Here is a 25,484-nt window from a genome sequence, read left to right on the forward strand (position 1 = left end):
GCTCCGAACCTACCCCATGCGAAGCCCGGGATACCATGACTGGATGCACGCGTCACGGGAACTTTCCGCGCCTTCTGCCCCCGCTCCATGGCAGCGGACCGCCCTGGGAGCGAACCTCCTGGCCGCTGACGGCGGACTTGGCGTCACCATCTTCGAGGAGATGACCAACCTCGCAGTCCAGACCGGGGCAATCAACCTGGGCCAGGGCTTCCCCGACGAGGATGGACCGCAGGAGATCCTGGACGCCGCCCGGGATGCCATCGCGGCGGGTGCCAACCAGTACGCGCCCGGTAAAGGGATCCCCCAACTGCGAGCCGCGGTGGCCGCCCACCAGGAACGTTTTTACGGGCTGACCCCTGACCCGGACACGGAAGTCCTGATCACCACCGGCGCCACCGAGGCGATCGCCGCCTCGCTGCTGGCCTTTACAGGGCCCGGCGACGAAGTCCTCACCCTCGAACCGTTCTACGACTCGTACGGTGCAGTGATCGGGCTGTCGGGGGCCACGCATGTCACTGCGCCCCTGCTCGCGCCCGATTTCATGCCGGACTTGGCCGCCCTCGAGGCCGCCTTCAGCGAACGGACCCGCGTGGTCCTGCTGAACAATCCGCACAATCCCACAGGTGCGGTCTTTCCCCGTGAGGTGCTGCAGAAAGTTGTGGCCCTGGCACAAAAGCACGACGTGCTGATCATCACCGACGAGGTCTATGAGCACCTCACCTTCGGCGTCCGCCATATCCCGGTGGCGTCCCTGCCCGGGGCGGCCGAACGGACCATCACCATCTCTTCCGCCGGGAAGACCTTCTCCCTCACGGGCTGGAAAATCGGTTGGCTGACCGGGCCCGCAGAGCTCGTGGCCGCCGCGCGTACCGTCAAGCAGTTTCTCACCTACAGCTCAGGCACCCCCTTCCAGCCCGCCATAGCGGCAGGGCTGGGCCTCCCCGACAGCTTCTACCAGGGCATAGCGGCCTCCCTCGAGCAAAAACGCGACATCCTCAGCGAGGGGCTGCGCGCCGCCGGCTTCGGCGTTTACGCCCCGCAGGGCACCTACTTCGTCAACGTGGACACGGCGCCGCTGGGCATCACCGACTCGGTGGACCTCGCGCGGCGCCTCCCCGGGCTGGTGGGGGTGGCCGCCATCCCGGTGCCGGTATTCTGCCACCCTGAAGGTGCTGAACGCACGCGCAGCCTGCTCCGCTTCGCCTTCTGCAAGAAAGCGGACGTCCTCGAAGAGGCCGCCGGGCGGCTGGCCGCGCTGGGCAGCAGGCTTTGATGGCGGCGGGCAAACACGGGCACACCTCCCGCTTCCTTCGCGCCACTGGCCAGCACGCGACTATTGAACCGGACACGTTCACCGACGGCAGCTACGTGCTCAGCATCGGCGGGGCTGAGCAATCACACGTGAACCTGTCCCACCCCGAGGACATCTTCTACGAGTACCTCCGCCGCATCGGCCACCTCGTTGACCTGGCGGCCCCTGCCGGAGCGCCCGTCCGTGCGCTGCACCTGGGAGCGGGCGCGCTGACCCTGGCCCGCTACATCCAGGCGACCCGACCCGGCTCCGTGCAGTACGCGGTGGAACTGGAGCGTGAACTGCTGGATTTCGTCCTGCGGGAATTGCCCCTGCCCGCGGGGACAGACCTGCACGCCATCATCGGCGACGCCCGGCAGGCACTCGGTGAGCTTGACCCGGAGCTCGCGTTCGACGTCGTCATCCTGGACATCTTCTCCGGCCCGGAAGCGCCCGCGCATATCGCCTGCGCCGAGTTCTACGGCGAAGTCCGGGCGAAGCTGGAACCCTCGGGGGTGCTGGTGGTCAACGTCGGAGACGAGCCCGCACTCACCCTGGTCCGAAGCCAGGTGGCCGCGCTCCGGGAGACCATGGCGGACGTTGCGGCTTTCGCAGAGAACGGCCTGTTCGAGGGCCGGTACCCGGGCAACATCATCCTCGCCGGGACCCAGGGGGCCTGGCCCCAGGAGTGGACTGCCCAACTCACTGCCCTCGGCCCCCACCCGGCGAAGGTGCTGTCGGGAGTGGACCTGGACCGGCTCGCCCCATAGCCGATCCGCCCGGAACCTCAGCGTGATCCTGGCCGAAGCGGCTGCTAGGACTCCGCAGCGGCCGGAAGGTCATCGCTTCCGATGGCGTCCGGGACGTAGGGCTCAGCGAACCAGAGCCGGGTTTCGCCGTACTTTTTCTCGGCGAACCTTTCCAGTTCGTCAGGCCAGTCCGGTTCGGGTGACCGGGAGGACCGTTCGACGACGACGACGGCGGATGGCGCCAGATGCGCGGCGAGTTTCCGCAGTACGGCGGCGAGGGCCACTTCGTCGAGCGGGTACGGCGGGTCCAGGAACACCAGGTCCCACGCTGCGGACTCCGCGGCGCGGTCCAGGAAGGGCTCCACCTTGGACCGGTGGACGGTCACTGCCTTGCGGCCCACAACCCCATTGACCAGGTCCGCGTTGCGCTGGCAAACCGCGCTTGCCTTGGCTTCGGATTCGACAAGGTCCACGCTGCCGGCTCCCCGGCTGCCGCTCTCAACCCCCAGCGAACCGGACCCGGCGTAGAGGTCCAGTACGCGGGCTCCGGCGATGACGTCGAAGGCATCCAGCCGCGAGAAGAGCGCCTCCTTGACGCGGTCGGTGGTAGGGCGGGTCAGCGAGCCCGGAACGGAGGACAGGGGTGTGCCGCCGGCCGCTCCGGCGATGATCCGGCTCATGCCGTCAACCCCTGTCCGGCCGGGGTCCTGCTGCTTCCGGCAGGGTCCTTGCTAACCGCGTTCAAGGAACGCCTCCTTCTCGGGGTTGAGGTACCTGTCAATGGCATCGGCCAGCTCAGGATGGGCTGCCAGGGACGCATCGCCGGTGACGATCTCCTGAGCATCGGAACGGGCCTGGGCAATGATGTCTTCATGCTCCAGCACGCGGAGGAGCCTGAGGGTGGAGCGCCCGCCGGACTGGGAGGCGCCCAGGATGTCGCCCTCACGGCGCAGCTTCAGGTCCTCCTGGGAGAGGACGAAGCCGTCGGTTGTGGCCGCCACGGCGTCCAGCCGCCGCCGGCTGGGGTGCCCGCGTTCCAGGGAGGTGACCAGGAGGCAGGTCCCCGGAAGCCCACCCCGGCCCACCCGTCCCCGAAGCTGGTGCAACTGGGAGATGCCGAACCGGTCGGCGTCCAGGATGACCATCATCGTCGCGTTATGGACGTCCACGCCCACCTCGATCACGGTGGTGGAAACGAGCAGTTTGATGGAATTGGCCGCGAAGCCTGCCATGGTGGCCGACTTGAGGTCCGGGTCCTGGCGTCCGTGCAGTGGGGCGACAGGCACCCCGGCGATGGACGGTTCGTCCTGCAGCTGCTCGACGACGGCTGTCACGGAGGCTAGTTCCCGCCCGTTCTCCTCGAGGTCGGCGGCGGCCGGCTCCGCTTCGCCCGGGGTGAAGTCGCCGTCGTCGTCGGTGCCGATCTTGGGGCAGACAACGTAGACCTGGTGGCCGGCATCAATTTCCTCGCGTGCGCGGGCCCAGATCCGCCCGGCCCAGCCAGGGTTTTCTGCCAGGCCGACGAGATGGGTGGAAATAGGGGCTCGGCCCTTGGGAAGTTCGTCCAAAGTGGAGGTTTCGAGGTCGCCAAAAACTGTCATGGCCACGGTGCGCGGGATGGGCGTAGCGGTCATCACCAGCAGGTGCGGTGGTTTCCTGGCCTTGGCACGCAGGGCATCGCGCTGCTCCACGCCAAAGCGGTGCTGCTCGTCCACCACGATCAGTCCGAGGTCATAGAAGGACACGTTGTCGCTCAACAACGCGTGGGTCCCAATGACGATCCCCGCTGTCCCTGACGCGGCGTCCAGCATGGCCTGCCTCCGGGCCGCGGCAGGCATGGAACCCGTCAGCAGGGTGACCTGCACCGCTTGCCCGTCCGTGCCGCCGAATGCGCCGAGCAATCCATCCCTGGACAACGGGCCGAGGGTCCGGCGAATGGAGTCGAAGTGCTGGGCGGCGAGGACTTCCGTTGGAGCCAGCAGGGCGGCCTGGCCCCCGGCGTCCACCACCTGAAGCATGGCCCGCAGCGCCACGACGGTTTTGCCCGATCCCACTTCACCCTGCAGCAAGCGGTTCATGGGGTGGTCTGCGGCAAGCCCGGCGGCCAGGGTTTTACCGACGGCGGCCTGGCCGTCGGTGAGCGTGAAAGGCAGGTTGCGGTCGAACGCAGCAAGCAGGCCGTCCCGGACCGGCCGCCTGGCCGTTGCTTCCTCTGCGGCCAGTTGGGACCGGCGCCTTGCCAGGGCGGACTGCAGCACCAGCGCCTCCTGGTAGCGGAACCGCTGGCGTGCGCGCTGCCAGTCCGCCGCCGTTTCCGGTTCATGGATCAGCCGGTAGGCATCAGCGAGCGGCAGGAATTCCTCCCTCGCGGTGACGGTCTCCGGAACGGGATCCGGGAGGGCGGCGAGGTCCACGGTTTCGAGCAGGGTGGCAATGACTTTTTGGATTTTCCAGCTGGGCAGCTTTGCGGTGGCCGGGTATACGGGAATCGGCATGGCGGCGAGCTTCTCCGGGTCATCACCGCCGGCCGTGAAGGGGTCCGAATCCAAAACCTGGAAATCGGGGTTGGTCAGGCCGAGGGAACCTTTGAAACTGGTGACCTTGCCCGAGAACAATGCACGGCGGCCGGGGAGCAGTTCGCTCTTTGCCCGGAAGGCATTGAAGAAGCTGATTTTCAGGGTGCCCGGAACTTTCCCGTGGAAGTCGGTACCGCCGACCAGCTTCAGGCCGTTCCTGCCGTCATCGTCCGAGATCACGACATCGGTGATGGTTCCCCTGCGTGCCTGCATGGAACGGGTATTGCTCGAAAGTACGCGCGCGATGAGGGTTACCTCTTCATCACGCGGCAGGTCGCTGATGGGCGTCAGTTCACCACGCGCCATGTAGCGCCGCGGGAAGTAGTTAAGCAGGCCCTCAACCGTGGTGATGTTGAGGTGCTTTTCGATGACCCCCGCTGAACGCTTGCCGATGCGGCGTTCCAGGGCAAGGCCGGGCTCAGCGTTCATGCCCACCGGAGTCCACTGCCTCCTGGAGCGCCTGGCTCCGGTGGCCGGACGTGTCAGACAGGGCGCTGATGGACATGTCGGTGGGCGTACCCAGGGTGCGGATCAGTTCCACGGCCGGACCCGGCGTAGGGACGTGCACGTGGACCCGCCACCGGTAGGTGCCGTCACCGGCTTCCCCGCCGCCCAGCTGGCTCATGATGACAGAATCGCCCAGCTCGTCCAGGTGCTGCCGGAGCGTGGCTGCATCCAGGGGCGAAAGGCTGATGGTGCACATGACCTCCACGCCTTCGTCCACCGGCATGCTGGTGTGGATGTGGGGGTCCTGGACGCTGTAGCCGTGAAGGTCGTCGAGCAATGTTCCCTGCAGTTCTTCCCCCAGGACCACGGAACGGAGGCAGTCCAGGATGAGCAGCAGCCCCACGCCGCCGGCATCCACCACCTTGGCTGCCTGCAGGGCGTCGAGCTGGTCCTCCGTGGAGACGACGGCGGCCAATGCCGCCGCGACTGCGGCGTCCAGCGTCACCCCGAGGGCGTGGTTACTGTCATCTCCGGGATGGAGGGCGTCGATCTCACCGGCCGCCAGGGATGCGGCTTCCATCACGGAAAGCATGGTGCCGGGAACGGGATCGCTCAGCGCGGTCCAGGCCCGGATCTGGGCCCGGTGCAGGGCTGTTGCCAGCAGGGCCGAGCTCAGGCGCTGCTGGCCTGCGAGGGGTTCAGCCGCCGCGCAGAGGAAGACGGAGAACAGCGTCCCGGAGTTCCCCCGGGCTTTTTCCAGTGCCGCCTGGCCCGCGTGGGTAAGGACGGCGCCGACATCCGTAACTGACGGGTCCAGCCCGTCCAGGGCGTCGGAGGCGGCACGGACCGTGAGGTAGAGGTTGGTGCCGGTGTCGCCATCCGCGACAGGGAAAATATTGATGGCGTTGAGGCGGTCGCTGTGGTTGCCCAGCGCGGTTTCCGCTTTGTTGAGCCACCGCCTCATAGCCTGGGCATTGGCGGCGATCTTAGTCTGCAAAGTGGTCCCATCCCCCGGTGTCCGCGGCCCGGCCCGCAATCGTCACGCGCGGACCTTCGTCGATTCCCAGTGCTTGTACCGAGCCTATCGCAGTGAATCCGGGAGGAAGCTGAACGTCAGGCGGGAAGGTGGCAAGCAATCCGTGGTCTTCGCCTCCGCCCAGCAACCACGTCCGGGCATCCGTTCCCAGCAGGTCCGCTGCCGGCTCCAGGGCAGCGGCCAGCAGGTCCAGGCTGGCCGGATCGAGGTCTACGCAGACGCCGCTGGCCAGTGCGATCCGGTTCCCGTCCCGCAGCAGGCCGTCCGAGACGTCCAGCATTGCGGTGGCGCCCGCCGCCCGTGCGGCAGGCCCGGCGGCCAGCGGGGGTACGGGACGGCATTGGAGGTCCAACAGGCTGCGCTGCTGCGGGGTCAGCTGCCCCACGTGATGCGTGGACTCCAAGAGTGCCAGGCCCGCAGCGGCGTGGCCCGCTGTACCTGCCAGCGCCAGGACGTCCCCCGGACTGGCGCCAGAGCGGAGGACCGCGTTCCCGCCGTCGAGCGTGCCGAGCACAGCAACTGTTACGGATATTTCCCGGCCCCGGCCCAGGTCTCCGCCCGCCACCGAGCAGCTTGACGCTCCCAGCTCCCGGATCGCGGCGGTGAGGCCGTCGGCCAGCTGCTCCACCCAGGCCACCGGGGTGTGCGGCGGCAATGTGAGGCTCACCACCATGGAGGTTGCCCTGGCACCCATGGCGTTGATGTCGCTGAGGTTCTGTGCTGCCGCCTTCCAGCCCACATCAAACCCCGTACTGCAGTAACCGTTGGGCCAGCTGAGGCGGAAGTCCTGGTCCTGGACCTGGGTATCGATGCTGATGACTGTCCTGGCGTCCGGCGCGCTGACGATGGCGGCGTCGTCACCGGGACCGAGAACGGTGGCGGCGGAATGCCCTGCGTCCATGGCCAGGCGCGGGAAGATCCGTGCCAGCAGCCCGGCCTCGGAGAGGGCGGCAACCACCGGAGAATCGGGTTCAGTCAAAGGCTTTTCAGGCACCCCACTACGCTACAGCGCGGCACTGACATTCCAGGCAGCTCAGCTGTTGACCGCAGCCCGGCTGCGCCGGCAACTGCTCCGAAAGTGCCCGGCGATGTCCGGAACACCCCGTTCCGGCGATAGGCTTGGATCATGCCCAGCCCCCACCTGTCCCTGCCCCGCCGTGCTGCCAGGACGGTGTTCATTGGGGCCATGGTGGCCCTCCCGCTGGCAGGCTGCTCCCCCGCCGTCGATGTCACCGCAGCCCAGGATGCAGCCAATCCTGCGTGCGCGCCCATGATGGTGGCGCTTCCGGACGCCATTGGTGAAGCAAAGCTGCGGCAGACCAACAGCCAGGCCACCGCCGCCTGGGGCGATCCGTCGCTGGTGATCCTCCGCTGCGGCGTGAATGTCCCCGGACCCACCACGGACCGCTGCGTCACGGTGAACGGCATTGACTGGGTCATCAAGGAAGGCGATCCGGTGTGGACACTCACCACTTACGGCCGCGAACCCGCCACCGAAATCCTGATGGACCCGGACAAGATCAGCTCCGCTACAGTGCTGGCCGACCTCGCCACAGCCGCGGGCAAGGTGCCGGCCGGCCGCAACTGCGTGGGCCAACAGGAACTGCAGGACCTGCCCCAGAGCCAGTAGCAGGCCCGGGCAGGCCCCACCGCGGGGAGGAAAGCCCAGGTCAGCGCAGTCCGGTCTTCCTGTTCAGGGCCAGATGGATCAGCTCGTCGATCAGTTCGGCATAGCCGAGACCGGATTTGGCCCACATCTGCGGGTACATGCTCTTGGGCGTGAACCCGGGCATGGTGTTGATCTCGTTGATGATCAGGTCGCCGTCAGGTGTGTAGAAGAAGTCAACGCGGCTCAGGCCTTCGGCGCCGACAGCATCGAACGCGGCGGCGGCGAGTTCCCGCACCCTGGCGATGGCTTCATCAGGAATGTCTGCGGGGCAGCTCAGCGACGCGGCATCGTCCTCGACGTACTTGGCGTTGAAATCGTAGAACTCGTGGCCGCCGCCGGCCACGGAAATCTCGCCAGGCAAAGAGGTCCGGGGCGCATCGGTTCCACGGCCCTCCAGCACGGCGCATTCGATTTCCCGGCCCACGATGCCGGCCTCGATGACCAGCTTGAGGTCGTGACGGCGCGCTTCCTCGATGGCTGCATCCAGCCCTTCCAGCGAGTCCACCTTGGAGATGCCCATGGAGGAGCCGGCCCGTGCGGGCTTGACGAACACGGGGAAGCCCAGCCTGTCGACCTGCTTCCGGACAGCCTCGGGATCCTTCTGCCATTGCCTGTCAGTCACGGCAACATAGGGCCCCACATGGAGGCCGGCAGATTCGAAGACAACTTTCATGAAGTGCTTGTCCATGCCCACGGCGGACGCCAGGACCCCGGCGCCGACGTACCGGGTGTCCGAGAGTTCCAGGAGCCCCTGGATGGTTCCGTCTTCACCAAAGGGCCCGTGAAGGAGGGGAAAGACCACGTCCACCGTGCCAAGTTCCTGCGGAACCTCATTGGGGGCAGCCACGATCAGCTGGTGCTCTCCGCCGATCTCGGCCAGCGTGACAGTCTGCTCGGACGGCGCCACCTCGGGCAGTGCCTTACCGGCAAGGGACCACTGGGCAGTATCACCGCCGGCCAGCACCCACTGGCCCGATTTGGCGATCCCGATGGGGATGACGTCGTACTTGTCCTTGTTAATGGCGCCGAGCACGCCCGCGGCGGTGACGCAGCTGACCGCGTGCTCGCTGGACCGGCCCCCGAACAGGACCGCTACCCGCGGTTTGGGACGCCCGGCCGGCTCCCCTGAGGTCAGGTCTTTGTGGGACATCGTCAGTCATCACCTTCAGGTTTCAGTTCCCGGGACAGCAGGACAGGTCCCAGTTGGTTAACGGACAGCTTGCCGGCCAGCACGGCCACAACGGCGGCGGTGATGGGCATTTCCACGCCCAGCTTGCCCGCCAGTTCATGCACGGCCTGGCCGGATTTGATGCCTTCCGCCGTCTGCGTCATCTTCTGGCCCACTTCCTCCAGCGTGAGGCCCTGGCCCAGCAGCCTTCCTGCCGTGTGGTTTCTGGACAGCGGCGATGAGCAGGTGGCCACAAGGTCGCCCAGGCCGGCGAGTCCGGCCATGGTCTTGGCTTCGCCACCGAGGGCAAGGGCGAGGCGGGACGTTTCGGCCAGGCCGCGGGTGATGACGGAGGCCTTGGTGTTGTCCCCCATCTCCTTGCCTTCGCAGATGCCGACGGCCAGGGCAATGACGTTCTTGACGATCCCGCCGATCTCCACACCTACCACGTCAGAGGTGGTGTAAGGGCGGAAATAGGGCGCCGTGCAGCTTCGCGCCAGCCAACCGGCGACAGCGGAATCGGCGCAGGCCACCACCGAGGCGGTGGGCTCCTCCCGCGCAATTTCCATGGCCAGGTTGGGACCGGAGACGACGGCGATCCTGCCGGCATCGAGGCCGAGCTCCTCGCTGATGACCTGGCTCATGCGCGCGTCAGTGCCGAGCTCGAGGCCCTTCATGAGCGAGACCACCACGGCATCAGGGTCGATAAGGTGGCGCCACTCCCGCAGCTGCGGGCGCAGCGACTGGGCGGGGACTGCCAGGACCACGAGGTCGGCCCCGTGGAGCACGTCCTCGACGTCGGTGGACGCCGTGATGCTGGCGGGCAGCGGCACGTCCTTAAGGTACTGGTGGTTGCGGTGGCTGCTGTTGACCTGCTCAACCACTTCACCGCGGCGGCCCCACAGCCTGATCTCACGCGGGGTACCCGCCGCCGTGGCGGCATCGGCCAGGATTTTCGCGAACGTTGTTCCCCAGGAGCCGGCGCCCAGGACCGCGACGGAGCGGGCCGAACCCGCAAAATCCAGGGTCACTGTGCGTCCGGCCCATCGGCGGGGCGCTGCCCGCCGCGCTCCATGAAACGGCCGTGCTTGGACTGCTGCTTCCTTGCCGGATCCCAGCGTTCGGCGGGCGGCACCTCGGCCCTCAGGCCGGCGAGGAGAGCCGTGATGGCATCCATGATGGCTTCCGTGGCTTCCGCCAGCGTGGCCTTGTCCATCGGCCTGCCGGCGAAGGCGCTGAGGTCCACGGGGTCGCCGATGACAACCCTTGATGTCTTGCGCGGGAAGATGTGGAACGTCTTGCCATAGCGCGGAAACACTTCGTGCGCTCCCCAATGGGCGATGGGGACCACCGGGATGCCGCCTTCGAGGGCGAGCCGGGCAGCCCCGGTATGGCCCTTCATCGGCCACAGGTCCGGGTCACGGGTGAGCGTGCCCTCCGGATAGATGATGATGGCGCCGCCCTCCGCCACGATCTCCTGGGCCACCTGCAGCGACCGGTTCGCACCCGCCGTCGAACGCTCCACCGGGATCTGCTTGGTGGCGTGCAGGAGCCAGCCGAGTGCGGGGACCTTGAAAAGACCTGCTTTGGCGAGGAAATGCGGAGCCCGCTTCTGGTTGTACAGCATGTGCCCCACTACCAGCGGATCGATCTCCGTGCAGTGGTTGGGCGCGGCGATGAACCCACCGGCGGGAAGCTTTTCGAGGCCTTCCCATTTCTTGTTCATCATGAGGTTCAACAGCGGCCGGGCAATGCCGGCGATGAACACGAACGTGGCCCTGCTCTTGGCAGATTCCTTCACGGCCGCCGCTACTTCGCGGCGGTGATGTCGAAATCGGCACCCAGCCCGGCGAGCTTCTCGGTGAAGCGCTCGTAGCCGCGGTTGATGATGTCGATGCCCGTGACCCGCGATACTCCGGTGGCGGCCAGTGCGGCGATGAGGTGGCTGAACCCGCCGCGCAGGTCCGGCACGTCAATGTCGGTGCCCTTGAGCTGGGTAGGCCCGGAGATGACTGCCGAGTGCAGGAAGTTCCGCTGCCCAAACCGGCAGGGAACGCTGCCCAGGCATTCACGGTGCACCTGGATGCTGGCGCCCATCCGAATGAGCGCGTCCGTGAAGCCGAAGCGGTTCTCGTAGACGGTCTCGTGGACGATCGAGACGCCCTCGGCCTGGGTCAGCGCCACCACCAGGGGCTGCTGCCAGTCAGTCATGAACCCGGGGTGGACGTCGGTTTCGAGCACCAGGGGGTTGAGCTTCCCGCCGGGGTGGTAGAACCGGATGCCGTCCTCGCCGATGTCCATGCCGCCGCCCACTTTGCGGTAGGTGTTCAGGAAGGTCATCATGTCCCGCTGGGAAGCACCCTCGACGAAGATGTCGCCGCGCGTGACAAGGGCAGCGGAAGCCCAGGACGCCGACTCATTGCGGTCGGAGAGGGCACGGTGGTTGTAGCCGCCGAGGTCGCGGACGCCCTCGATGCGGATGGTGCGGTCGGTCTGGACGCTGATGATCGCGCCCATTTTCTGCAGCACCGCGATGAGGTCGATAACCTCCGGCTCGGTGGCGGCACCGGTCAGTTCGGTGATGCCTTCAGCGCGGGTGGCGCTGAGCAGGACCTGCTCGGTGGCGCCCACGGACGGGTACGGCAGCGAGATCTTGGCACCATGCAGGCCCTTGGGGGCAGAAATATGGATCCCGCCCGGGCGCTTTTCCACCACGGCGCCGAACTGGCGGAGCACGTCCAGGTGGTAGTCGATGGGGCGGTCGCCGATTTTGCAGCCGCCAAGGTCCGGGATGAAAGCTTCGCCGATGGCATGGATCAAGGGGCCGCACAGCAGGATGGGAATCCTGGAGTCCCCGGCGTGGGCGTCAATGGCCGTGCTGGACGCCGTCTTCGCTGCCTTCGGATCAAGGGTGAGATCCCCGCTGACCGGGTCCTTCTCCACCGTCACGCCATGGAGCTGCAGGAGGGAAGTGACAACCTCCACGTCCTTGATCTCCGGAACGTTCCGCAACACCGACGGTTCGTTGCCCAGCAACGCCGCCACCATTGCCTTGGGGACAAGGTTCTTGGCCCCCCGGACGGTGACGCGGCCAGTAAGCGGGACTCCGCCGCGGATTGTCAGAACACTACTCATATACCGGTTTCCTCACGATTACTCGCCCCCAAATCCTTGCAAAGGCTCCACCCAAGCATAGGAGGTCGCGTTACCGAACCGAAATACGCAGGCTCCTTGGCCGGGGCGTGGCGGCCAAGTACGGCACCCCGCGCAGGGCCAAGGAGCAGGGCCCTGCGCTAGGAAACCTTGGCAGGCAGGGTCTTGGGCTTGAACGAAGGCCGGGTGGCCTCATAGGCCGTGATATCGGCCTCATGCTGCAGGGTCAGCCCGATGTCGTCCAGGCCTTCGAGCAGGCGCCACCGGGTGTAGTCGTCAATCTCAAAGGGGGCCACAATGTTGCCGCACACGACGGTCTTCGACTCCAGGTCCACCGTCACCTGGGTTCCCGGCGCGTTTTCCAGTTCCTTCCAGATCAGCTCGATGTCGTCCTGGGCCACCTGGGCGGCCAGCAGTCCCTGCTTGCCCGAGTTGCCGCGGAAGATGTCGGCGAACCGGGAGGACAGCACCGCCCTGAAGCCGTAGTCCTTCAGTGCCCACACCGCGTGCTCGCGGGAGGAACCGGTGCCGAAGTCGGGCCCGGCCACCAGGACGGAGCCGGCGTTGAACGGTTCCTGGTTCAGGATGAAGGACGAGTCCTTGCGCCAGGCCGAGAACAGGGCGTCCTCGAAGCCGGTGCGGGTAATGCGCTTGAGGTACACCGCGGGGATGATCTGGTCCGTGTCGACGTTGCTCTGGCGCAGCGGAACGCCGATGCCTGTGTGCTTGGTGAACTTTTCCATGGTTGTGTCCTAGGCTGCGTCGGTGCGGATGGCGGCGGATGCGGGGGCAGGATCAAGGTCCGACGGCGAACTGAGCGTGCCACGGACAGCCGTGGCCGCTGCCACCACCGGGGACACCAGGTGGGTGCGGCCACCCTTGCCCTGGCGGCCCTCGAAGTTGCGGTTGGAGGTGGAGGCGCAGCGCTCCCCCGGTTCCAGCTGGTCCGGGTTCATGCCCAGGCACATGGAGCAGCCGGCGAAGCGCCATTCGGCGCCGAAGTCCTTGAACACCCGGTCCAGGCCTTCAGCCTCCGCTTCGAGGCGGACGCGGGCGGAGCCCGGCACCACCAGCATGCGGACCTTCGGGTCCTTTTCCCGGCCGCGGATAATGTCCGCGGCGGCGCGGAGGTCCTCGATGCGGGAGTTGGTGCAGGAACCCAGGAAGACGGTGTCCACACGGATGTCCTTCATGGGGGTGCCGGCTTCCAGGCCCATGTACTGGAGGGCGCGTTCCGCGGCGGCCTTGGCGTTTTCGTCGCCGAAGTCCTCGGGGGACGGAACAGCCTGGGACAGGGATACGCCCTGGCCTGGGTTGGTGCCCCACGTGACGAACGGCTCCAGCGTGTCGGCATCGAGGTCCACCTCGACGTCGAAGGTTGCGTCGTCGTCGGTCTTCAGCGTGTTCCAGTACTCGACGGCGGCATCCCAGTCAGCGCCTTCGGGGGCGTGCGGGCGGCCCTGCATGTAGGCGTAGGTGGTCTCGTCCGGCGCCACCATGCCTGCGCGGGCGCCGGCTTCGATGGACATGTTGCAGATGGTCATGCGGGCGTCCATGGACAGGGCACGGATGGCGGAGCCGCGGTATTCCAGGACGTAGCCCTGGCCTCCGCCGGTGCCGATCTTGGCGATGACGGCCAGGATGATGTCCTTGGCCGTGACGCCGGGGCGCAGCGTGCCCTCAACGTTGATGGCCATGGTCTTGAACGGCTTCAGGGACAGGGTCTGGGTGGCCATCACATGCTCCACCTCGGAAGTGCCGATGCCCATGGCAAGCGCCCCGAAGGCACCGTGCGTGGAGGTGTGTGAGTCGCCGCAGACCACCGTCATGCCGGGCTGGGTGAGGCCCAGCTGCGGACCCACCACGTGGACGATGCCCTGTTCGGCGTCACCGAGGCTGTGCAGGCGGACACCGAACTCCGCGCAGTTGTTGCGCAGCGTCTGGATCTGGGTCCGGCTGGTGAGGTCGGCGATAGGCTTGTCGATGTCCAGCGTGGGAGTGTTGTGGTCCTCCGTGGCGATGGTCAGGTCCGGGCGGCGCAGCGGGCGGCCAGCCAGGCGCAGGCCCTCGAAGGCCTGCGGGGACGTGACCTCGTGGACCAGGTGAAGGTCGATGAAGAGAAGGTCGGGCTGGGCGTTGGCACCTGCGCCGTCGCCTTTGCGCACCACGTGCGCGTCCCAGACTTTCTCGGCCAATGTCTTTGCCATGGCCATCTCCCTTCACTGCTGTTTGGCTGAATGCTTCAACTGAAGCAGGACGGCTCGGCACGGCGCCAGCCGAAAGATTTGCATCTCAGATAATGAGACGGCAATATCATTACATGGACAATTCTAGTGGAGTCGGCGTCATTGATAAAGCAGCACAGGTGCTTGACGCGCTCGAAGCCGGCCCCACCACGCTGGCACAGCTCGTAGCCGCCACCGGACTGGCCCGTCCCACTGTCCACCGCCTCGCCCTCGCGCTGGTCCACCACCGGCTGGTAAGCCGTGACATCCAGGGAAGGTTCGTGCTCGGAAGCCGGCTGGTTGAACTGGCATCGGCCGCCGGCGAGGACCGCCTCATCGCTTCTGCCGGCCCCGTCCTGATGCAGCTTCGGGACGCCACCGGCGAGAGCGCGCAGATCTTCCGCCGCCAGGGCGACTGGCGGGTCTGCGTGGCATCGGCCGAGCGCCCCATCGGCCTGCGCGACACCATTCCGGTGGGCACCCAGTTGTCCATGAAGGCCGGCTCCGCTGCCCAGGTGCTGCTTGCCTGGGAAGACCACGACCGCCTGCTCGAAGGCCTGCAGTCGGCGCGCTTCACGCCCACGGTCCTGGCAGGCGTACGACGGCGGGGCTGGGGCCAGAGCCTTGGCGAACGCGAGCCGGGGGTCGCCTCAGTCTCGGCGCCGGTGCGCGGACCGTCCGGCCGCGTCATTGCCGCCGTATCAATCTCCGGCCCCATTGAGCGGCTGACCCGGCAGCCCGGCAGGCTGCACGCCGAAGTGGTCTGCAACGCCGGCCGCATCCTTACCGAAGCGCTGCGCAAAAACAACGACTGAACGCCGCCGGGCAACAGCACCCAACCCGGCCTCGGGCGGTTAGGCTGTGGCCCATGGGCAGCTACGCAGTATTTCTCCGCGGCATCAACGTGGGCGGCATCAACATCAAAATGGCAGACCTTCGCGACGCACTGAAGGCCAGCGGCTTTGGCGACGCCAAGACACTGCTGGCCAGTGGCAACGTGGTCCTTACCAGCGGACTGGACGCCGCCGGCGTGAAGCAGGAGTTCGAGAAGGCCCTTCGCGCCGCTTTCGGCTACGAGGCCTGGGTAGTGGTCCTGCCGGCCGGCCGGGTGGCAGAGCTAGTGGAGGCGTGCCCGTACCCGGACGACGACAAGTCCACGCACTCGTACATCACGCTGTCTTCCGACCACGCTGTCCTGGACGAACTGGACGCTGCGGGCCAGGCCCTGGGCGACGCACACCGGCAACACCGGCTTGGCCCTGAGGCCCTCGCCTGGCTCGCACCGGCCGGCGGGACCCTGGACAGCCCGTTCAGCAAAGTTTCGTCCAAGGCCAAATTCAAGGCCGCAACCACTACCCGCAACCTGCGCACCATGATCAAGGTGCGGGACGCTGCTGCCGGCCTGGAAGCCGCAGGCGGCAAGGGATGAGCCCCTCCCCTAGCCTGCCGCCACCTTCAGTGCCGCGTTAAACGCCGCAAGCCTGCTGACCTCTACCTCAACCGGTTCCACCACAAGGTTCCGGGCAACCCCGGCCACGGCCGCCTCCAGCCGCTTCCGCGCCCTCGATGCCCGTGCCGCGGCGGTCCCTGCGGCAATGAAACGGCCGGCTAGGGCCAGCACAATCCCCAGCACCACTCCGAAGGCGGCCATCAGGGTTGGCACCGGCCACCCTTCCACCCGCGGCGGCTCCGGTGCCGGCATTTGGAAATACTGCAGTGCCGCGAGGCCGGCGAGCCAACCGAGGCCGCCCAGGACGGTCAGCAGCGCCAGCCACTGGACCACATTAAAGACACCCCACCACCAGGATTTCCGGTTGGCCCCAAGGTCGGTGCCGGCGATGGCCTGGTCCAGGGCATCCGGAAGCCGGTCCCGGCCGTCACGGGCCGCGCTGCGGATGGCGGCCCTCCAGGGACCCGGCGCGCCGGCGCTGGCGGCATCTGCAAACTCCCTGACGGCAGAGTCTGTGCGCGCCCGGGCAGGGGCACTGGCCGGCGGAAGCGACGTGCGGTTGAGTTCCGCCGGTGCGTCCCTGCGGAGGTTGAGCCTGCGCAGGGGGTCGGGCCGGAACCTCGAGAGCCATCGGGTGGCGGGCCAGCCCGTCCGCCGGACGGATTCGAGGCGGTAGGAACGGGCCACGGCACTGACAACCACCGGCACATTGGCTGCCGCCGCCAGTTCGCCGCCCAGCCTCGCCACGGCCTGGTTGCGGACACCGGCAGCTTCACCGTCCCCGGACGCCTCCCTCAGTTCCCTGGAAGCTTTCGCTACGTCCGCCTCCAGCCGCTGCGAGCGGGCCTTCCGCTGCACCACCACGTTCCTGATCGCAGCACGCACGCCGTCCACGCCCTGGCCCGTCAGCGCAGATGCAGCGAGGACCTTCACTTTGCCCAGGCCTTCGGCGGCAAGGATCCCGCGGAGGGATTCCAGGACGGGCGGCACGTCGTGGGCCGGGAGCCTGTCCGCCTGGTTGAGGACCACCAAAGTAACGGCGCCGTGCGAGGCCAGCGGGGCGAGGAAATCCTGGTGGACCGCCGCATCCGCGTACTTTTGCGGGTCGAGCACCCAGACGAGGACATCCACCAGGCCCACCATGCGCTGCACCACTTCACGGTTGGCCGCGCGGGTGGAATCGAAATCCGGCAGGTCCAGCAGGATCAGGCCGGTGTCCTCGCCCGCGAAGCCTTCCACGGGGGCTGCGTGGTGCCGGTTGCGGACATCGAGCCAGTCGAGGAGCGGTTCGCTGCCGCCCACTCCCCAGACCCCCGCCAGCGGCTCCGATGTTGTGGGGCGGCGGGCCGCCGTCGTCGCGAGGTCGCTGCCGCTCACCGCGTTGAACAGCGAGGACTTACCGCTTCCGGTAGCACCGAAGAAACCCACCACAGTGTGTTCCGCTGACAGGGACCGGCGCGACCCGGCGCGCTCCAGGACCTGGAGAACCTCCTCCAGCTGTGCGTCCGGAAGGACACCACCGGCCAGCTGCCGCGCGTCGTTCAGTGCTTCCAGCCGCCGGTCCAGCCGTGATGAATCGCGGGCGCCGCTGTGCCGGCTCACGCGGTACCCGCCAGGCGGGCCAGCGCATCTGCCTGGCTGTCGAGCATGCCGGCCGCCGTCGCGTCTGCGGCCGGGAGCCGGTCCAGGAACCGCTGCTGTTCCTCTTCGAGCAGCCGCTGGCAGCGGGCAGCCAGGTCAGTGCGTGCCTTTTCGGCCATCCGGCGCACAGCATCTTCACCGAACACGGCCTCGAGCAGGCGTTGGCCCACGACGGCGGTTCCCCCTGCCACACCGACCTCCAGCCCTGTCAGGCCTGCTGTCATCGAGAAGACGACGATCATCAGTGCGGCACCCAGCCCGTTGATGCCGAAGGATAGCCACCGGGCCTGGGTCCGCTTTCCCTGGCCCTCCGTGCGGATAAGTTCCATCAGCGTCTCCTGCCAGGCGCGGATCTCCTGTGCTGCCCGGTCCGCGAAACCGGGGCCGGCCCCCGAGAGGTCGTCTGTGCCCAGCAGCTGCCGGCCCGCCGGGTCGGACCGCCAGCGGCGATCGGATTCCTCGGCGGCGTTTGCAGCCTCATCGACGATGACGGCCTGCAGGCCCGTTTCGATGGCTGCTTCGACCTTGATGGCCGGCGGCGGTTCACCGCGGAAGAAGGCACCCAGCCGGTCGCGGAAGCGGCCCACGTTCTGCTCGAGGGTCCGGAAGAATTCACCGGTACCCACAAAGTCCTGCCAGCGGGCCAGTACTTCCCCGCGGAGCAAGGCGCCGTCCCGCGTGGCATCGAGGATCCTGATGCCCGCGTCCCGGTACGCGGCTCCGACGCCGGCCTCCAAGGCAGCGGCCGCGCGCTGCTGCTCTGCGGCGGATGCGGCGATCCCCGCAACCCTGCCGGCCAGTGCCCGCACCGCACCGTTGAGGGTGCGGCGCGCAACGTCGGCCCGGCCTCCGGCGTCAGCGGCCAGGCCGACGAGCCAGTTCCGCAGCGGGAGGACAGCCTCCGCGGGCAGCATTCCCAGCGGATCCAGCGTGGACTCGGGGATGACAAAGAGCTGGGCACCCGACAGGCCCTCAGCGTCGAGGAGTCGCCGCAAATCCTCGACGACTTCTTCTTCCGCGCCCGGCGGTACCCTGTCCAGGACCACCGCCACCATGATGTCCCTCGCGGCCGCATCCAGGAGCAGCCGCCAAGGAACGGCGTCGGCATATCTGTTGGCCGTGGTGACGAAGATCCACAGATCCGCGGCTGCAAGCAGCTGGCCGGCCAGCTTCCGGTTGTCATCGGAAATGGAATCAACGTCGGGAGCGTCGAGGAGCGCAATGCCCGCCGGAACGGCGTCATCGGCGAGCAGGACCAGCGAGGAGACGGTCCCGGCGTCCGGTCCCGTCACGGTATGGGCTGCAGGGACCGGTCCGGCGGACAGGGCACCCCGGATCCGGCCGAGGCCCGGCAGGACCCGGCTGCCCTCGAACCAGCCGGCTTCCGCAGGATGGTGCAAGAGAATCGGCTGGCGGGTTGTGGGGCGGATGGCACCGGAACGGGTGACAGGATGGCCCGCCAACGCATTGACCAGGGTGGACTTTCCGGCTCCGGTTGACCCGCCGACGACGGCCAGCAGCGGGGCGTCGAGGCTGCGGTAGCGGGGAAGGATGTAATCGTCGAGCTGGGCCACACCGGCCGCGGCATCACGCCGCCCCTGCTCCGCCCCCGGCAGGGCAAGGGGCAAGGCAACCTCCGCCAAGGTGCCGCGGACCTGTCCAAGCAGGGACACGGCCGCCTCGTTCCGTTGCTCCTGCCGGTCCGCCGGGCGATTCTCATTCGGTGGGGTCACAGCAACATCATGCCAGCTGGGAGCTGAGAAGGAATTGACCCAGCTGCGAGCTGGGGAAGAATTGAATCGGGTCGCGAATACAAAAAATGGTCCCGGGCTTATTGCCCGGGACCATTTTGATGGTGACCCCAGCGGGATTCGAACCCGCGTTACCGCCGTGAGAGGGCAGCGTACTAGGCCGCTATACGATGGGGCCAAGTAACTTTTTTGGCGTTTCCGCCGTTCAAGCTCAGTGAGTATTTCATACACTTTGCTTTGGATTCAAATCGGCGAACCGATTGAAACCTTCTGATGTGAACATGCAGAACATGTTCAAACCAGAGCTGGGATACCAGGACTCGAACCTAGAATGACGGTACCAGAAACCGTAGTGTTGCCAATTACACCATATCCCAATGACACTTTCGGGCCCGGTCTTCAAGGCCTTCGCCCTGCTCCGTGCGCCTCAGCACGAGAAAATACTCTACCCGAGACTTTCGGCTCGCACAAATCGAGGCGGCCGGCCCCTCCCCCGCGCCCGGAACTGCCACGGATTCCACCCTTGCCCAACGGCAAAGCTTAAAAGTTACTGTCGAGTAAGTTACTCATCAGTAACCTGCTAATGCCCTCCCATTCGGGCAATCCAGAGCACTGGAACCGTTCCAACCACCATGGTCTTCGCCGCCGGGCAGCGTCGTCCGGGGGCGGGTTAGGAAGTCAGCGTTGACAACCCGTACAGCAGCCATTGCGGCAGACGGCCGCAAGAGCCGGTCCCAAACCATTGCAATTTTCGCCTTATCCCTGTTACTTGTCCTGCTCCTTGCCTTCTACACCTATCTCACCGGCCAGATCTCCGGCGGCGCCGCCCGGCTCAGTGACGGCGCCGCGAAAGCAGCAGCCGGTGCGGCCCAACTCAGGGACGGCTCTGGCCAGCTCGCCACCGGCGCTGGAGCCGCAAACTCCGGCGCCGGCCGGGTCAGGGACGGCTCAGCCAAGCTGGAAGACGGGTCCAAGGCACTCAGCACCGGCGCCGTAGCCCTCCAATCCGGGGCAGGTGAGATCTACTCCGGGGTCCGGGACAAATTGGCACCCGGAGCGGACAAACTGCATGCAGGCACCACAAAGCTCCAAAACGACGTGGTTAACAGGCTCGTTCCGGGTGTCTACCAGGTCGATGACGGCGCCAGGAAGCTCCAGGCAGGTGCCGTCGAGCTTTCCACTGCCCTGACTCCCACGCCGGCCGGGAACGCGCCCAACAACCTTGCGGACGGCGCAGGGCAATTGGCGGCAGGAACCAGCCGCCTCTCTACCGGCGCAGGACTGCTGGACACCGGTGCAGGCACCCTCAACGCCGGCGCGGCGGCACTGCGGGACGGCACAGCCCAGCTCAAGGCCGGGACGGATCGGCTTGAGGGATACCCCGGAGCGGGCAACGACCCGCGAAGGGAGATGGGCTGGCTGCGCTCAGCCAGGGTCTTGACCAGCTCGAGTCCGCGGCGAACGGCCCCCAGGGCCTGGTGCCGATCGGCCTGCTCAAAGACAAGATCGCCAAGCTTGCCGAAGGCGGCCGCAGGGCCTACTCGGGGGCAGCCCAGCTCAATGCCGGTGCCGAAAAACTCGACTCCGGGGCGGTTGCCCTCAGCGACGGCGCAGGCAGGCTCAAGGCCGGAACCAGCACGCTCACTGCGGGAGCGGACGAGCTGAATGCCGGTGCCGGCAGGCTCACCGCAGGCTTTGCCACACTGGCGGAGCGGCTCAACTCCACGGACCCGCACAACCCGGGAGTGGTCCTGGGCACTTCACTGTTGGCCGACGGCACGGCAAAGATCCGCACCGGCATGGACGGTGTTCCCGGGGACCCGGAGAAGCCGGGACTGATCTACGCCGCCAACACACTCCATGACGGCACCGCCAAACTCATGACAGGGATCAACGGCGACGGAGACCCGGCAAACCCCGGCCTGCTCGCGGGGGCGCAGGCCCTCTCTGACGGCACCGTGCAGCTAAGCGCCGGGGCAGGCAAGCTTCAGGCCGGCAGCAGCCAGCTGGCTGAAGGCACAGGAAAGCTCGCGGAGGGCAACGGCAAGCTCGACGATGGTTCGGGCAAGCTGGCGGAGGGCGCGGGCAGCCCCGCCAACGGGAACTCGCAGCTTGCCGCCGGTACGGAAGAGTTGCAGGCCAAGGTGGCGGCAGTATCGCCGTCGTCGTGGCTGAACGGTCCGGCGACGGCGCTGCTGCTCGTCGCGCTGCTGCTGGCCGCCGGCGTCGCAGCCTTCCTCGTCCTGCGCCGCCGCTCCGCCCGTCCGGGAACGGACTGAGCGGGGCGGGCTTATCGACGGCGGACTGGACCGCGGCGGACCAGCTGCACTGAACCGGCGCTGCTCCTAGTGGAAGAGCGGGACCAATTCCGCCAGCGTGGAAACCGCGGCTCCTGAAAAGTGCGCCGCGGTTTCGGCGTTCCGGTTCAGCCACACGCCCTGGAGGCCGGCCGCCGTCGAGCCTTCCGCATCCAGCAGCATATTGTCGCCCACGTACAGGGTTTCGGAGGGGGCCGTCCCAAGGAGCCGGACACCCTCGAGGTAGATCGCCGGGTTGGGCTTGGCCACCCCCAAAGTGTCGGTGCCCACGAGGTGCGCCACACGTTCCAGGCCCGCGCCGTCCAGTTTCGCCCGTTGGTAGTCATGGACGTTGTTGCTGACGGCCCCGTAAGGGATCCCCGCTCGGTCCAAAACATCGAGCAGAGGCAGGACGTCCGGGAACGGCTTCACGTAGGACGGCTGCTTCTGGATGTAGGCGCTCAGCCACTGGTGGGATTCCTCGCCGTCCGCCAGTTCGATGCCGAAGTGTCCCAAAGCAGCCCGGCCCCGCAGGAGGCGCTGCTCATTGAATGTCAGCTCCCCCGCAAGGTACTGGTCGTAGTAATGCGTGGTCTCATGGGTAAAGATACGGCCGAACCGCTCCCACCCGGACTGGTCGAGCCCGGGCAGGAGATGCTCGCTGACCTCACGCAATGCAGTGGTCATGGAATATTCGAGATCCACGAGCGTGTCGTCGATATCGAACAGGACGCCCCGGACGGTACCCACGCGGGTCTCCAGGATGCCGCCGGCAGCGAAACTGGCCACAGCCATCAGCCGCGGAAAGCCCGGAGCCTGCGGAGTGAGGCATCCTTGCCCAGGATCACCATCGACTCGAACAGCGGCGGCGAGATGCGGCGGCCGGACACGGCAGTGCGGACCGGTCCAAAGGCCAGGCGTGGCTTCAGTCCCAGGTCTTCGACGAGGGCCTGCTTGAGGGCCGCCTGGATGGTCTCCGGATTCCAGTCAGCGATGGGCTCAAGGGCGCTGATCGCTGCATCCAGGACTTCGGCCAGGTTCTCCGGCAGGCCCTTGCGGGCGTCGTCGGCGACGTCGATGGCGTCGTCGGCCTTGAACAGGAAGGCGATCATTTCCGGTGCCTCACCCAGCAGGGTGATGCGCTCCTGGATCAGGGGCGCCGCTTCCGTGACGATCTCCTCTTCGCGGTCGGTCAGGATCTCCCCCACCAGGCCGGCTTCACGCAGGTAGTGCGCCACCCGGTTCCGGAAATCCTCCGGGGCGAGCATCCGCACATGCGTGCCGTTGATGGCTTCGGCCTTCTTCAGGTCGAAGCGTGCGGGGTTGGCCAGGACATCGTGGATGTCGAAGTTCTCCACCAGCTGCTGCACGGTGAAGATGTCTTCATCGGCGCTGAGGGACCAGCCCAGCAGGGACAGGTAGTTCAGCAGGCCCTCCGGGATGAAGCCCCGCTCCCGGTGCAGGAAGAGGCTGGACTCGGGATCGCGCTTGGAAAGCTTCTTGTTGCCCTGCCCCATGACGTACGGCAGGTGTCCGAACTCCGGCATGTACTCGGCCACGCCAATGGCGTACAGGGCACGGTAGAGCGCAATCTGCCGGGGGGTGGAGCTGAGCAGGTCTTCACCGCGGAGCACGTGGGTGATGCCCATCAGGGCGTCGTCAACCGGGTTGACCAGGGTGTACAGCGGTGCGCCGTTGGCCCGAACCACGGCAAAGTCCGGAACCGAACCGGCGCGGAAGGTTATCTCGCCGCGGACCAGGTCGTTGAAGGTCAGGTCCTCATCGGGCATCCGGAGGCGGAGGACGGCCTGGCGGCCCTCGGCCCGGTATTGGGCCAGCTGCTCCTCGGTCAGGTGCCGGTCGTACCCGTCGTAGCCGAGCTTGGGGTCGCGGCCGGCGGCACGGTGGCGGGCTTCGATCTCGTCCGGTGTGGAGTACGACTCGTAGATGAAGCCGCCCTCATGCAGCCGCTTGATGACGTCCTGGTAGATGTCGCTGCGCTGGGACTGCCGGTAGGGTTCGTGCGGGCCGCCCACCTCGACGCCCTCGTCCCAGTCGATGCCGAGCCATTTCAGCGCGTCCAGCAGCTGGTGGTAGCTCTCCTCGCTGTCCCGTGCCGCGTCCGTATCCTCGATGCGGAACACCAGGGTGCCCTTGGTGTGCCGTGCGTAGGCCCAGTTGAACAGGGCGGTGCGGATCAGGCCCACGTGCGGGGTGCCGGTGGGTGAGGGGCAGAAACGGACCCGGACGGGTGTTTCCGCGGTAACAGGCGGGATGGAGGCGGCAGGCGACGAAGAAGCGATAGTCATAGTGGCTTCAACTTTACCGTCTGGCGCCTGCCGCCACCGCGGCCTGTCCCTTAGCGGCGGACGATCGGGTTGGACAGCCGGCCGATGCCTTCGATTTCCACTTCGTACCGGTCTCCGGCGGTGACCAGGCCCACGCCGGCAGGAGTACCGGTCATGATGACGTCGCCGGGCAGGAGGGTGAACGCCTGGGAGACGATGGACACCAGTTCCCGCACACCGCGGATCATCTGGTTGGTGTTGCCGTCCTGGCGCACTTCGCCGTTGAGCCTGCCCTGGATCTGCAGGTCCTCGGTGTCCAGCTCGGTTTCAATCCACGGGCCGAGCGGCGCGGAGGTATCGAAGCCCTTGGCGCGGGTCCACTGCAGGTCGGTTTTCTGGACGTCGCGGGCCGTGAGGTCGTTGCCGCAGGTGTAGCCGAAGATGACGTCGTCCACGCGGTCCTCGGGGACGTCTTTGCAGATCCGGCCGATGACCACGCACAGCTCGGCCTCAAAGGAGATTTCCTCGGAAAACTCCGGCAGCACCACGGGATCGTTCGGGCCGACGACGGCCGTGTTCGGCTTCAGGAACAGCAGCGGCTGGGCAGGCACATCGTTGCCGAGCTCGTGGGCGTGCTCCACGAAGTTCCGGCCGACGCCGATCACCTTGCTGCGCGGGATGATCGGGGCCAGCAGCCGGACGTCCTCCAGCTTGTGGCGGACGGACGTGCGCTCCACGCCATTGAAGAACGGGTCACCCTGGATGACGGTAATTTCCTCGCTGCCGGCGTCACCTTCAACGACGCCGTAGAGGGGATCGGAATCGACAACAAACCTCGCAATACGCATGGTTCATACCCTACCGTTTCCCCGGTGGGCCCCCGCATCGCCGGACCCCTCCCGCAGGTAGTGCAGCTGCGCGGCCACTGACATCTCGGCGGCGCGCCTAACGGAAGGTCCGACGTCGGAATAGACGGCGTCCGCCACGTCGCCGGCGGACGCGTCCCGGCCCAGCCGGCCCAAGGCTTCGCGGATCTGCTCCAGGCGTTCGTGGCGGTGCGCCCGGTAGCCGCGGGCAACCTCTGCCAGCGAGGGCAGGACGGGTCCGTGGGCCGGCAGGACCGTGGCCGGCCCCAAGGCCTCAAGCCGGTCCAGGGTGGCCAGGTAGTCCCCCAGCGTCCCGTCGGGATAGTCCAGCATGGTGGTTCCCCTGCCCAGGATGGTGTCGCCGGTCAGGACGGACCCGTCCGGCCCGTCGCCGGGCAGATGGAAGCAGACCGAGTCGGAGGTGTGTCCCGGAGTGGCCAGGACTGTCAGTTCGAGCCCCGCGGCGCGGACCACCTCGCCGTCCCGCAGCGGCGCTGCCCCGCCGTGGCAGTGGGCGGGATCCGCGGCGCGGACGGGGGCGCCGGTCAGCTGGTGCAGCTTCGACGAACCGGCCGTGTGGTCGGCGTGCCGGTGGGTGATGAGGACGAGTTCGACGGCGGCCGCGCGCGCCAGCGCCAGCAGGTGGTCTTCGTCGTCCGGTCCGGGATCCACCACCACCGCGGTGGGGCTGCCGGGCGCGGCGAGGACGTAGGAGTTGGTTCCGTCCAGGCTCATGGGCCCGGGATTGGGCGCAAGGATGAACCGGGTCAGGCCGGAACTGCGCTGAAGTGTGGCGGCGGGATCTGGAGTCACAGCCCCATCCTTGCACCGATGTGCCGGGGCTTCCCGATCACCGGCGCCGGATCACTGGCTGGAA

At 67.2% G+C, this 25,484-nt stretch carries 22 protein-coding genes, 2 tRNA genes and 1 pseudogene; 7 read left to right on the forward strand and 18 right to left on the reverse strand.

Annotated features, from left to right (window positions below; all coding sequences use genetic code 11):
• Positions 1–43: 43 nt before the first annotated feature.
• Positions 44–1,273, forward strand: coding sequence for an aminotransferase class I/II-fold pyridoxal phosphate-dependent enzyme (locus tag ACHL_RS11325; RefSeq protein WP_015937424.1), 1,230 nt, complete (start codon positions 44–46; stop codon positions 1,271–1,273).
• Complete coding sequence (locus ACHL_RS11330; RefSeq protein WP_015937425.1) at positions 1,273–2,061, forward strand: spermidine synthase; 789 nt, start codon at positions 1,273–1,275, stop codon at positions 2,059–2,061. The genes ACHL_RS11325 and ACHL_RS11330 overlap by 1 nt, the downstream gene beginning before the upstream one ends.
• A 44-nt stretch (positions 2,062–2,105) precedes the next feature.
• Here ACHL_RS11330 and rsmD read toward each other — a convergent pair whose 3' ends face one another.
• The 4 genes from rsmD to thiL are packed head-to-tail and all read right to left on the reverse strand — an operon-like array spanning position 2,106 to position 7,000.
• A complete protein-coding gene (rsmD, locus tag ACHL_RS11335; protein ID WP_015937426.1) occupies positions 2,106–2,720 on the reverse strand; it encodes a 16S rRNA (guanine(966)-N(2))-methyltransferase RsmD in 615 nt (204 codons plus the stop codon).
• A gap of 51 nt (positions 2,721–2,771) precedes the next feature.
• Positions 2,772–5,045: an ATP-dependent DNA helicase RecG gene (locus tag ACHL_RS11340; protein ID WP_015937427.1), complete on the reverse strand. Its 2,274-nt coding sequence runs from the start codon at positions 5,043–5,045 to the stop codon at positions 2,772–2,774.
• Positions 5,035–6,027 (reverse strand): DAK2 domain-containing protein, encoded by a 993-nt coding sequence (locus tag ACHL_RS11345; RefSeq protein WP_043793999.1) that lies wholly within the window; start codon positions 6,025–6,027, stop codon positions 5,035–5,037. Before ACHL_RS11345 ends, ACHL_RS11340 begins: the two co-directional genes overlap by 11 nt.
• A 22-nt stretch (positions 6,028–6,049) precedes the next feature.
• On the reverse strand, positions 6,050–7,000 hold the full coding sequence (gene thiL, locus ACHL_RS11350) for a thiamine-phosphate kinase (RefSeq protein WP_081434844.1): 951 nt from the start codon (positions 6,998–7,000) through the stop codon (positions 6,050–6,052).
• A 225-nt stretch (positions 7,001–7,225) separates the two neighbouring features.
• Here thiL and ACHL_RS11355 point away from each other — a divergent pair, with 225 nt between their 5' ends.
• Positions 7,226–7,729, forward strand: coding sequence for a DUF3515 domain-containing protein (locus tag ACHL_RS11355; protein ID WP_015937430.1), 504 nt, complete (start codon positions 7,226–7,228; stop codon positions 7,727–7,729).
• A gap of 40 nt (positions 7,730–7,769) precedes the next feature.
• Here ACHL_RS11355 and ACHL_RS11360 read toward each other — a convergent pair whose 3' ends face one another.
• The 6 genes from ACHL_RS11360 to leuC all read right to left on the reverse strand — a co-directional run bounded on the left by ACHL_RS11360 (position 7,770) and on the right by leuC (position 14,296).
• Positions 7,770–8,918, reverse strand: a complete 1,149-nt coding sequence (locus ACHL_RS11360) for a D-alanine--D-alanine ligase family protein (protein WP_015937431.1) — start codon at positions 8,916–8,918, stop codon at positions 7,770–7,772.
• A gap of 2 nt (positions 8,919–8,920) precedes the next feature.
• Complete coding sequence (locus ACHL_RS11365; RefSeq protein ID WP_015937432.1) at positions 8,921–9,967, reverse strand: NAD(P)H-dependent glycerol-3-phosphate dehydrogenase; 1,047 nt, start codon at positions 9,965–9,967, stop codon at positions 8,921–8,923.
• Entirely contained in the window at positions 9,964–10,737 is a 774-nt protein-coding gene (locus ACHL_RS11370; protein ID WP_015937433.1) for a lysophospholipid acyltransferase family protein, read from the reverse strand. The genes ACHL_RS11365 and ACHL_RS11370 overlap by 4 nt, the downstream gene beginning before the upstream one ends.
• An 8-nt stretch (positions 10,738–10,745) precedes the next feature.
• Positions 10,746–12,071, reverse strand: a complete 1,326-nt coding sequence (murA, locus tag ACHL_RS11375) for a UDP-N-acetylglucosamine 1-carboxyvinyltransferase (RefSeq protein ID WP_015937434.1) — start codon at positions 12,069–12,071, stop codon at positions 10,746–10,748.
• Positions 12,072–12,229: 158 nt separating this feature from the next.
• Positions 12,230–12,832, reverse strand: a complete 603-nt coding sequence (leuD, locus tag ACHL_RS11380; RefSeq protein WP_015937435.1) for a 3-isopropylmalate dehydratase small subunit — start codon at positions 12,830–12,832, stop codon at positions 12,230–12,232.
• 9 nt (positions 12,833–12,841) lie between these two features.
• Complete coding sequence (gene leuC, locus ACHL_RS11385) at positions 12,842–14,296, reverse strand: 3-isopropylmalate dehydratase large subunit (RefSeq protein WP_015937436.1); 1,455 nt, start codon at positions 14,294–14,296, stop codon at positions 12,842–12,844.
• Between the two features lie 113 nt (positions 14,297–14,409).
• On the opposite strand from leuC, the gene ACHL_RS11390 reads away from it, so the two are divergent.
• Both ACHL_RS11390 and ACHL_RS11395 read left to right on the forward strand, forming a co-directional pair.
• Positions 14,410–15,129, forward strand: coding sequence for an IclR family transcriptional regulator (locus tag ACHL_RS11390; RefSeq protein WP_009356552.1), 720 nt, complete (start codon positions 14,410–14,412; stop codon positions 15,127–15,129).
• Between the two features lie 53 nt (positions 15,130–15,182).
• Positions 15,183–15,743: a DUF1697 domain-containing protein gene (locus ACHL_RS11395; RefSeq protein WP_015937437.1), complete on the forward strand. Its 561-nt coding sequence runs from the start codon at positions 15,183–15,185 to the stop codon at positions 15,741–15,743.
• A 9-nt stretch (positions 15,744–15,752) separates the two neighbouring features.
• On the opposite strand, the gene ACHL_RS11400 is transcribed toward ACHL_RS11395, so the two are convergent.
• From ACHL_RS11400 to ACHL_RS11415, 4 genes are all read right to left on the reverse strand, one after another.
• Complete coding sequence (locus ACHL_RS11400) at positions 15,753–17,366, reverse strand: GTPase (RefSeq protein WP_015937438.1); 1,614 nt, start codon at positions 17,364–17,366, stop codon at positions 15,753–15,755.
• On the reverse strand, positions 17,363–19,138 hold the full coding sequence (locus ACHL_RS11405) for a dynamin family protein (RefSeq protein ID WP_050767089.1): 1,776 nt from the start codon (positions 19,136–19,138) through the stop codon (positions 17,363–17,365). Before ACHL_RS11405 ends, ACHL_RS11400 begins: the two co-directional genes overlap by 4 nt.
• A gap of 120 nt (positions 19,139–19,258) precedes the next feature.
• Positions 19,259–19,334 (reverse strand) — tRNA-Glu (locus ACHL_RS11410).
• Positions 19,335–19,461: 127 nt separating this feature from the next.
• Positions 19,462–19,533, reverse strand: a tRNA-Gln gene (locus ACHL_RS11415).
• A gap of 307 nt (positions 19,534–19,840) precedes the next feature.
• Here ACHL_RS11415 and ACHL_RS24705 point away from each other — a divergent pair.
• Both ACHL_RS24705 and ACHL_RS24710 read left to right on the forward strand, forming a co-directional pair.
• Positions 19,841–20,482 (forward strand): annotated as a pseudogene (locus tag ACHL_RS24705) (hypothetical protein); the annotation flags it as partial.
• 152 nt (positions 20,483–20,634) lie between these two features.
• Entirely contained in the window at positions 20,635–21,435 is an 801-nt protein-coding gene (locus ACHL_RS24710; RefSeq protein ID WP_015937440.1) for a hypothetical protein, read from the forward strand.
• 66 nt (positions 21,436–21,501) lie between these two features.
• Here ACHL_RS24710 and ACHL_RS11425 read toward each other — a convergent pair whose 3' ends face one another.
• The 4 genes from ACHL_RS11425 to ACHL_RS11440 are packed head-to-tail and all read right to left on the reverse strand — an operon-like array spanning position 21,502 to position 25,420.
• Positions 21,502–22,248, reverse strand: a complete 747-nt coding sequence (locus ACHL_RS11425) for an HAD family hydrolase (RefSeq protein ID WP_015937441.1) — start codon at positions 22,246–22,248, stop codon at positions 21,502–21,504.
• Positions 22,248–23,762: a glutamate--tRNA ligase gene (gene gltX / locus ACHL_RS11430; protein ID WP_015937442.1), complete on the reverse strand. Its 1,515-nt coding sequence runs from the start codon at positions 23,760–23,762 to the stop codon at positions 22,248–22,250. The genes ACHL_RS11425 and gltX overlap by 1 nt, the downstream gene beginning before the upstream one ends.
• A 50-nt stretch (positions 23,763–23,812) precedes the next feature.
• Entirely contained in the window at positions 23,813–24,589 is a 777-nt protein-coding gene (locus tag ACHL_RS11435; RefSeq protein ID WP_015937443.1) for a fumarylacetoacetate hydrolase family protein, read from the reverse strand.
• Positions 24,590–24,592: 3 nt separating this feature from the next.
• On the reverse strand, positions 24,593–25,420 hold the full coding sequence (locus ACHL_RS11440; RefSeq protein ID WP_015937444.1) for an MBL fold metallo-hydrolase: 828 nt from the start codon (positions 25,418–25,420) through the stop codon (positions 24,593–24,595).
• Positions 25,421–25,484 lie beyond the last annotated feature (64 nt).

Source organism: Pseudarthrobacter chlorophenolicus A6, assembly GCF_000022025.1.
Classification (GTDB): Bacteria; Actinomycetota; Actinomycetes; order Actinomycetales; family Micrococcaceae; genus Arthrobacter; species Arthrobacter chlorophenolicus.

What these genes read in the sequence shown, in the direction of transcription:
- rsmD (WP_015937426.1), bottom strand. Translation starts at nt 2,720, where the DNA reads ATGAGCCGGATCATCGCCGGAGCGGCCGGCGGCACACCCCTGTCCTCC.
- gltX (WP_015937442.1), bottom strand. Translation starts at nt 23,762, where the DNA reads ATGACTATCGCTTCTTCGTCGCCTGCCGCCTCCATCCCGCCTGTTACC.
- ACHL_RS11340 (WP_015937427.1), bottom strand. Translation starts at nt 5,045, where the DNA reads ATGAACGCTGAGCCCGGCCTTGCCCTGGAACGCCGCATCGGCAAGCGT.
- ACHL_RS11360 (WP_015937431.1), bottom strand. Translation starts at nt 8,918, where the DNA reads ATGTCCCACAAAGACCTGACCTCAGGGGAGCCGGCCGGGCGTCCCAAA.
- leuD (WP_015937435.1), bottom strand. Translation starts at nt 12,832, where the DNA reads ATGGAAAAGTTCACCAAGCACACAGGCATCGGCGTTCCGCTGCGCCAG.
- ACHL_RS11395 (WP_015937437.1), top strand. Translation starts at nt 15,183, where the DNA reads ATGGGCAGCTACGCAGTATTTCTCCGCGGCATCAACGTGGGCGGCATC.
- leuC (WP_015937436.1), bottom strand. Translation starts at nt 14,296, where the DNA reads ATGGCAAAGACATTGGCCGAGAAAGTCTGGGACGCGCACGTGGTGCGC.
- ACHL_RS11345 (WP_043793999.1), bottom strand. Translation starts at nt 6,027, where the DNA reads ATGAGGCGGTGGCTCAACAAAGCGGAAACCGCGCTGGGCAACCACAGC.
- ACHL_RS11425 (WP_015937441.1), bottom strand. Translation starts at nt 22,248, where the DNA reads ATGGCTGTGGCCAGTTTCGCTGCCGGCGGCATCCTGGAGACCCGCGTG.
- ACHL_RS11435 (WP_015937443.1), bottom strand. Translation starts at nt 24,589, where the DNA reads ATGCGTATTGCGAGGTTTGTTGTCGATTCCGATCCCCTCTACGGCGTC.
- thiL (WP_081434844.1), bottom strand. Translation starts at nt 7,000, where the DNA reads ATGGACGCAGGGCATTCCGCCGCCACCGTTCTCGGTCCCGGTGACGAC.
- ACHL_RS11325 (WP_015937424.1), top strand. Translation starts at nt 44, where the DNA reads ATGCACGCGTCACGGGAACTTTCCGCGCCTTCTGCCCCCGCTCCATGG.
- ACHL_RS11390 (WP_009356552.1), top strand. Translation starts at nt 14,410, where the DNA reads ATGGACAATTCTAGTGGAGTCGGCGTCATTGATAAAGCAGCACAGGTG.
- ACHL_RS11355 (WP_015937430.1), top strand. Translation starts at nt 7,226, where the DNA reads ATGCCCAGCCCCCACCTGTCCCTGCCCCGCCGTGCTGCCAGGACGGTG.
- murA (WP_015937434.1), bottom strand. Translation starts at nt 12,071, where the DNA reads ATGAGTAGTGTTCTGACAATCCGCGGCGGAGTCCCGCTTACTGGCCGC.
- ACHL_RS11330 (WP_015937425.1), top strand. Translation starts at nt 1,273, where the DNA reads ATGGCGGCGGGCAAACACGGGCACACCTCCCGCTTCCTTCGCGCCACT.